The organism is Helicobacter cappadocius (genome assembly GCF_030688855.1).
GTDB lineage: Bacteria > Campylobacterota > Campylobacteria > Campylobacterales > Helicobacteraceae > Helicobacter_J > Helicobacter_J cappadocius.
The window spans coordinates 57,635-65,193 of the sequence record NZ_JAUYZK010000010.1 but is presented as its reverse complement, the minus strand read 5'-3'; the positions used below and the strand labels follow the sequence as shown (position 1 = coordinate 65,193).

Genomic DNA, 7,559 nt, shown 5'->3' with positions numbered 1-7,559 from the left:
AAAAGTAAGTAAATATATCACTAGTTCCGCTAAAGATTTCAAAATGAGTACTTAAATGTGGTTTGATTTCTTTGATATCCCCTTGTTGAATATACGGCGGATTACCGATCACGAGATCAAACCCTACAAAATCCCCTTCTTCATCTAACACTTCAGGGAATTCAAAACGCCATTCAAAAGACTGACTAGAATAAAGATTATCGTATCGATACATCAAGTCTATAAGTTTTTTGAGTGCATTATAATCAGAGCCATTTTGTTGACCTAATGAGGGAATGCTACTGCTGTGTGTTTTATGAAATTCAAATTCTGTGATAAAGTTTTCAAGCTTTTTGATGTGATCATTGTCTAAATTATCAGATTCTTGTTTTATGTTAAATCCCTCATATCCATAGGTACAGGCATATTCTAAGAGTTCATTTCTGAATTCAATCACAGAAGGATCAAGTCTTAGAAATAATTCTTTGAAAAATTCTTGAGATTTTTTTATTGTATCTTTGTCTATACTTTTAAGGTCTTTATTTGTTTGATTTTTATAGCTTTTGACTGCTTCGTTGTATTTTTTTATCTCAGGTGTGAATTTTTTTTGTATATCGTTGATGATTTCCTCATAATATGAACGATTTGTCAATGATACATTTTTATTGATTTTGGCTATCATATTTTTATACAGAGAATCTTTTGTCGAGTTTATCGGAAAATTCGATATGAGTGAATTCCCTGCCTTGATATTGATATCAATGTTAGGGAGAATCTGAAGATGATGATAATCTGGATCAAGATCAAGGTAATAAGTATTTTTTAAAAGCTCTATCCATAATCTTAGCCTAGTGATTTCACAAGAACTTGGATTAATATCCACTCCGAAAAGGGAATTTTCTATGATAGATTTTTTTTGTTCAAAGAGACATTTTTGAATGAGATGATTTGGATCGCTTAGATTACTAGGCTTTTTATAACTAAAAGGCTTAGAATCTTGATCATATAAAAAAATTTCATCATTTTCAACTTGTAGTTCAGTTATTCTAAATTTCTTATGTTCTTGAGATTTCTTAAAATCATACTCCAAAATACCTAAACGATGCTTTATAGATATCACTTCATTCAAAGCTGATACCAAAAAATGCCCACTTCCTACAGAAGGATCGCAAATTTTAATTGATCCAACAATTTTACTTGCTTCATCTAAAATCTCTTGTTTGCCCACAAAATTAGTCCATATAACATCACTAACATCTTCTATTTTTTTACAATCCTTAAAATTATCATGAAAAATTCTAAATTTTTCCACCACAATTTGCTCTAAACTTTTTTTACAGATATAGCTAGTGATAAAACTTGGAGTATAAAAACTCCCCTCTTTATATCCATTAAGTTTTTCAAATACCAATCCTAAAACACTTGAATTAATTAGTATTTTCTCATTTTTAGAAACATGAAATTCTTTTTGCTTTTTATTTTCGTCAATTTCTCCAAAATCAAAAGCTTCTAAAAACTCAAATAGATAATCTAGCCATTCAGCTTCTCCTTTTTGGGCGTTTCCTTCCTTGTTTTTAATTTGTGTGTTCTTGAAATATTCTAACTTAAGGTTATTTAGCTCAGAAATTTCGATTTTTTCTTTTTGGCTTTTTGTAAAAAGACTTGAATTCAAATAAGGTAAATAATTAAAATTCTTTGCAATTTCCTTATCTCTCTCTTTTTGTTTTTTTGCTAATACTTCAAAAAATAAATTATTAAACATTTTAAAATCTTGTATTTTGTCTTTATTTAAAAATTTTAGATTTTTAGAAGGGTTATAGTTCGACAGACTTATTTCTAAAAGTTTTAAAAATAAAATTCGATTTAGCCAAATAATTAAAATTTCTAAAGCAGGTTCAAAAATTTCATTTTTTCTCTTATCATTGCTTGGAATATTTGATAAGATATTGTGATAAAGAGTTCCCTTGCCTTCCAAAGTTTCTTTAGAAGGCAAAATTATGTTTTGTTTACCTTCTTTTTTTTCACAAAGTCCAATTATATAAAGAAGTTCACTATAGAAACTCTTATTCAAAACATTAGCATCATTAGGATTGAACTTATTAAGCAGAAAATTTACATGAAAAAATTTATATAGATAAAACCATTCGTCCTCTGATTTTTCTTTCTCTAAAACAAAAAACCCTGCATTGATTTTATTGTCAAATATTTTATTTTGAGGCAAAGAATCCAAAAAACTAGAATCATTGATAATTTTTTGAATTTCGTCATAAAACTCTTTTGTATTCCCATCAAACATTGATGAGTTATTATCTTTCCAATTATCATAAAGAGTTTTGATTTTATTATTTTTCTTATTAAAAATCTCAAAAATCTTAGCACTAAAAATAAAAAATTGGTAAAAATCTGTAATGATGATAAATTTTATAGATAAATTCAATTTATCTCTTTCTCTTAAATAATATAAAATTGCTTCAGCAAAAGCTTTTTTATTTACATCTTCTTTGCTTATCATTTCCTTTTTATTTATAGATTTTTTAGCTTCAATAATGACTGCTACTTGCTTATTTTCATCAAAAATTGCCATATCAATACCGCTATTGCCTTCTTGATCTTTTGGTTCAGCTTTAAATCCTGCAGATTCAAACAATGCTTGTAATGCTGTGTTAGCTATTGTTTTTTCGCTTTGTTTGCTAAGACTTTTCTCTTCAACCTCCTTAAGATATTTTGCAACAGATTTCTTAAATTCATCAATGTCTGCTTGTCTAATGCTGTTGTTGGCTTTAAGATAATATGGACTAAAAATCCCCAAAAAATCTTTTATTGGTATTAAATTAAGACCAAGTTTCATATTTTGCATTCCGCTTAATTTCCTTCATCTATTTTTTTTGTATTGTAACCAAAAAATAGGTTTGCCCTAAAAATAAAAGGTTGTCATAAAAGGATTGATATAGATGGTAAACCTTCTATAGAATTAAAGCCATTAGAGACTTTGATGATGTAAAAGCTGATGATCTTGATAGCTAAAAACATCACTGATGAATAATATCAATATCAGGACCGGGAATAAAAACAAAATCTTTCTTATCTATGACAGAATTAATAACAACATTACTAAATTTTATATTGATAGCATTGCCAAACTCATCTACAAAGTCAAGCAAATAAGGCTTCTGGTCTTTAAAAGTAAGTTCATATGAGGTATTTCCTATTTTAGATCGATATTTTCCATCTTTTGATAGTACTGCTTTTTTTAATATAGAAATAAAATCAGTGTTTTCTTTCAAGTGAGTTATAGTGGCTTGAAGAAGATTAGGCTCATAGACAACCACATCTTGCCCATCGATATATATTTCTTTTTTTAACGGCTTGTTGTATGTCCATTTTGCAAGATTAGGAGATTTTGCTTCAATATATCCACTATATGACACTTCTGCGGCATTATCACTATGAACATTTTGAATAAAATCAGCACGAAAAGTCTTTATATCCTCACTCAAACCATACATACTCACACACAACACACAAAACACAAAAAATATTCTAATAAAATACATCTATATTCCTAGTAGTAGCATCTATTTTAAAGCAATTTTACCCTAACTGTGTTAAAATAAAATTATTCAAAAAAATACAAGGTTACTCAATGATACAAACACTCGTAGGAAAAATCATAGGAACTAGAAACGATAAGCTCATCAAAAAATACCAAAAACGTGTTCAATCAATCAATGCACTAGAGCCAAAATACCAAGCCATGAGCGATGAAGTTTTGCAAAATGAGTTTAATAATCTCAAAAATTTACTTCAGGAAGGAAAAAAAACTCTTGATGATGTACTAGAAGATAGTTTTGCTATCACTAGAGAAGCTTCCAAAAGAATACTCAATATGAGACATTTTGATGTCCAGCTTATTGGGGGAATGGTCTTAAATGATGGCAAAATCGCAGAAATGAAGACTGGGGAAGGAAAAACCCTTGTAGCAACTTTGGCTGTTGCATTGAATGCGATGAGTGGAAAAAGTGTTCATGTAGTTACAGTAAATGATTATCTAGCCAATCGAGATGCAAACGAAATGGAGCCTTTATATAATTTTCTAGGTTATAGCATAGGGGTTATTACCGCTGAGGTAAAAGACGATAATCAAAGACTTGAAGTATATTCAAATGATATTGTGTATGGAACAAATAATGAATTTGGCTTTGATTATCTACGCGATAATATGAAATATTCTCTTGATCAAAAAGTCCAAAAAGGGCATTTTTTTGCCATTATCGATGAAGTGGATTCTATATTGATAGATGAGGCGAGAACCCCGCTTATTATATCAGGTCCGGTTAATCGTAAAATGGAAAATTATGAAAATGCCGATCAGGTTGCAAAAAAACTCAAGGTCGAGGAAGATTTTACCATTGATGAAAAAAATCGCGTGATTCTTATCAATGAAAAAGGTATCAAAAAAGCTGAAGAACTTTTTGGGATTGAAAATCTATATAGTATTGAAAATGCTGCACTATCACATCACTTGGATCAAGCTCTAAAAGCAAATCATTTATTTTCTAAAGACAAAGACTATGTTGTTGCAGAAGATGAAGTCATTATTGTAGATGAATTTACAGGACGTTTGAGTGAGGGACGTAGATTTAGCGAAGGTCTCCATCAAGCCCTAGAAGCTAAAGAAAAAGTGAAGATAAAAGAAGAAAGTCAAACTTTAGCTGATATTACATTTCAAAATTATTTTAGACTCTATGAAAAACTCTCAGGAATGACAGGAACAGCGCAAACAGAAGCGAGTGAATTTCTTCAAATTTATAACCTAGAAGTTGTTTCTATCCCCACCAATGTTCCTATCAAAAGAAAAGATCTTAATGATCTTATCTATAAAAGTGAGCAAGAAAAATTTGAAGCTGTTATTAAAAAAATCAAAGAGCTTCATTCAAAAGGTCAGCCTGTTTTGGTAGGTACTGCAAGTATTGAGAAAAGTGAAGTTTTGCACGCACTTTTACAAAAAGAACGTATTCCTCATACCGTTTTGAATGCAAAACAACACACAAGAGAAGCTGAAATCATCAAAGATGCTGGAAAAAAAGGAGCGGTGACCATAGCTACAAATATGGCTGGAAGAGGTGTGGATATAAAACTTGAAGAAGAAATCAAGCAATTAGGGGGATTGTATATCATTGGGACAGAAAGACATGAGAGCCGTAGAATTGACAACCAATTAAGAGGAAGAAGTGGAAGACAAGGCGATCCAGGCACAAGTCAATTTTATTTGAGCTTGGAAGATCCTCTTCTTAGAATATTTGGTAGCGATAAAATCAAAGGAATCATGGAGAGATTAGGATTAAAAAACGGCGAACATATCGAATCAGGGCTTGTCACTAGATCGGTAGAAGGTGCTCAAAAAAAGGTGGAAAATTTACATTTTGAATCCAGAAAACACCTTTTGGAGTACGATGATGTTGCTAATGAACAAAGAAAAACGGTTTATAAATTTAGAAATGAACTCTTAGATACCCAATACAACATGAATACACGTATTGAGGAAAATCGCCAATATGCACTTATGCAATGCCTTCAAAAAACTCAAACTTTTGAAGGAGATAGCACAGATATAGAGGGTATAAGGGCAATTATAAAAGAGGATTTTGGAACAGATATATCAAAAAGCGAAATAGAAACACTCAATCATGATGAAATCTATCATCACATCTTGAAAAAACTTATCAAAGAATATGAAGATAAAATGCTTTCACTAGGATACGATCAAAAAAATGAAATAGAGAGGATTATTTATCTACAAGTATTAGATAATAACTGGAGAGAGCATCTTTATACAATGGATAACCTAAAAACAGGCATAGGTCTGAGAGGCTACAATCAAAAAGATCCTCTTGTTGAATACAAAAAAGAAAGCTACAATCTATTTTTAGAGCTAATTCAGTCTATTAAGGTCGAAGCTATTAAAACTCTCCATATCATACAATTCGCCTCTGAAGACTTACAGCAAACCCAAGATGGTGCCCATAAGATCATTGAAGAACTTGAGCAATCTCAAGCGGACTTGAATTACAATCTTGAAGACATAGAGCTTGATATAAATCCAAAAAAAATATCTCGAAATGAGAGTTGTCCTTGTGGCAGTGGTAAAAAATATAAACAATGTCACGGAAAAAGTGGTCCCAAAAAGGGGTTATTAGCACAAAATGCCAAGTAAAACAACATTGATAAGATTTTTGCTAAAACGTTATTTGCGTTTTGACAAAACCCAACCTTTTATATCTATAACAGCTATTCTTGCATTCTTGGGCGTAGGTGTAGGTGTAATGGTTTTAATCGTAGCAATGGCGATAATGAATGGAATGAGCAAGGAATTTGAAAAAAAACTCTTTGTGATGAATTATCCCCTCACCTTATTTGCTACAACCTCTCGAGGAATTTCCGAAGATGTATTAGACCAATTGGAAGAAAAATTTCCCGATCTTATCTTCAGCCCCTATCTTAGAGTTGAATCTGTAGCTAGAGATAATGGGATTATGTCTGCAGGAATTGTCTTTGGTGTGGATATTCAAAAAGAGGCAAAAATTAATGAAATATTGGCAAAAGCTCTTGAGGGTATAAAAATTTCAGATTTTTATCAAGATAAATTTTCTTTGATTATAGGCGAAGGACTCAAAGAAACTCTAATGGTAGAAAAAGGTTCTAAAATCAGTCTATTTTTTACAAAACTCGAACCTACTGGACTTACACTCTCTCCTACAATGAAGAGATTTAACATAAAAGGCTTTTTCAATTCAGGCCTAAAGGCTTATGATACAAGCTATCTGTATGCAAATATTTCTGCAATTGCTGCAATAAAAAATCTTCCTGCTGGGGTTTATGATGGAATTCATATCTACTCCAAACATCCAATGGAAGATATCGTTAAGATCAAAGAATTTCTCTTGAATACCAAAAATTATGGAATAGGCATAGAAGGATGGTGGCAACAAAATGGTAATTTTTTCTCTGCGATGGCACTAGAAAAAAGGGTTTTATTCATTGTGCTGATGTTGATTATTTTAATGGCTTCTTTAAATATTATCAGTTCTCTTTTGATGGTGGTAATGAATCGACGCAAAGAAATTGCATTGCTATTGAGTTTAGGGGCAAGTTCCAAAGAAATTAAAAAAACATTTTTTTGGTTAGGAAATTTTATTGGCATAAGTGGTATTGTTTTTGGAATTGTATTGGCAATGTTTGGACTTTACATCCTTTCTACATTTCCCATTATTTCTCTACCTGCAGACGTTTATGGAATAACCAAACTTCCTATAGACCTATCTTTGATGGATTTCTTTTCCACCGTCATTGGAGCAATAATTATTGTATGTGCATCTTCATATTATCCAGCTAAAAAAGCTTCTGAAGTCGATGCCTTATCTGTCTTAAGGAACGAATAATCAAAATTTTAATTCTTTTTTAAGGTTAAGTAGCTTAACATATCATACTTTAGTTTGTAAGTTTGAGTTTTTTGGTATTTGTCTAAGATCTCTGATTCTCTACCTACACATTAAAGACCGAGTTTCGTTGAGGTCTACCTC

At 31.1% G+C, this 7,559-nt stretch carries 4 protein-coding genes; 2 read left to right on the top strand and 2 right to left on the bottom strand.

Annotated elements, in window-relative coordinates; all coding sequences use genetic code 11:
• Both Q5I06_RS07035 and lolA read right to left on the bottom strand, forming a co-directional pair.
• The coding region (locus tag Q5I06_RS07035; RefSeq protein WP_305517437.1) for a type IIG restriction enzyme/methyltransferase at window positions 1-2,836 on the bottom strand (2,836 nt) is incomplete at its 3' end.
• A 172-nt stretch (window positions 2,837-3,008) separates the two neighbouring features.
• A complete protein-coding gene (gene lolA / locus Q5I06_RS07030; protein ID WP_305517436.1) occupies window positions 3,009-3,533 on the bottom strand; it encodes a LolA-like outer membrane lipoprotein chaperone in 525 nt (174 codons plus the stop codon).
• Window positions 3,534-3,622: 89 nt separating this feature from the next.
• Between lolA and secA the strand changes: the two genes are divergently transcribed.
• Both secA and Q5I06_RS07020 read left to right on the top strand, forming a co-directional pair.
• Window positions 3,623-6,193 carry a preprotein translocase subunit SecA gene (secA, locus tag Q5I06_RS07025; RefSeq protein WP_305517435.1) on the top strand — a complete coding sequence of 857 codons (2,571 nt, stop codon included), beginning with the start codon at window positions 3,623-3,625 and terminating at the stop codon, window positions 6,191-6,193.
• Window positions 6,183-7,418 (top strand): ABC transporter permease, encoded by a 1,236-nt coding sequence (locus Q5I06_RS07020; protein ID WP_305517434.1) that lies wholly within the window; start codon window positions 6,183-6,185, stop codon window positions 7,416-7,418. Before secA ends, Q5I06_RS07020 begins: the two co-directional genes overlap by 11 nt.
• Window positions 7,419-7,559 lie beyond the last annotated feature (141 nt).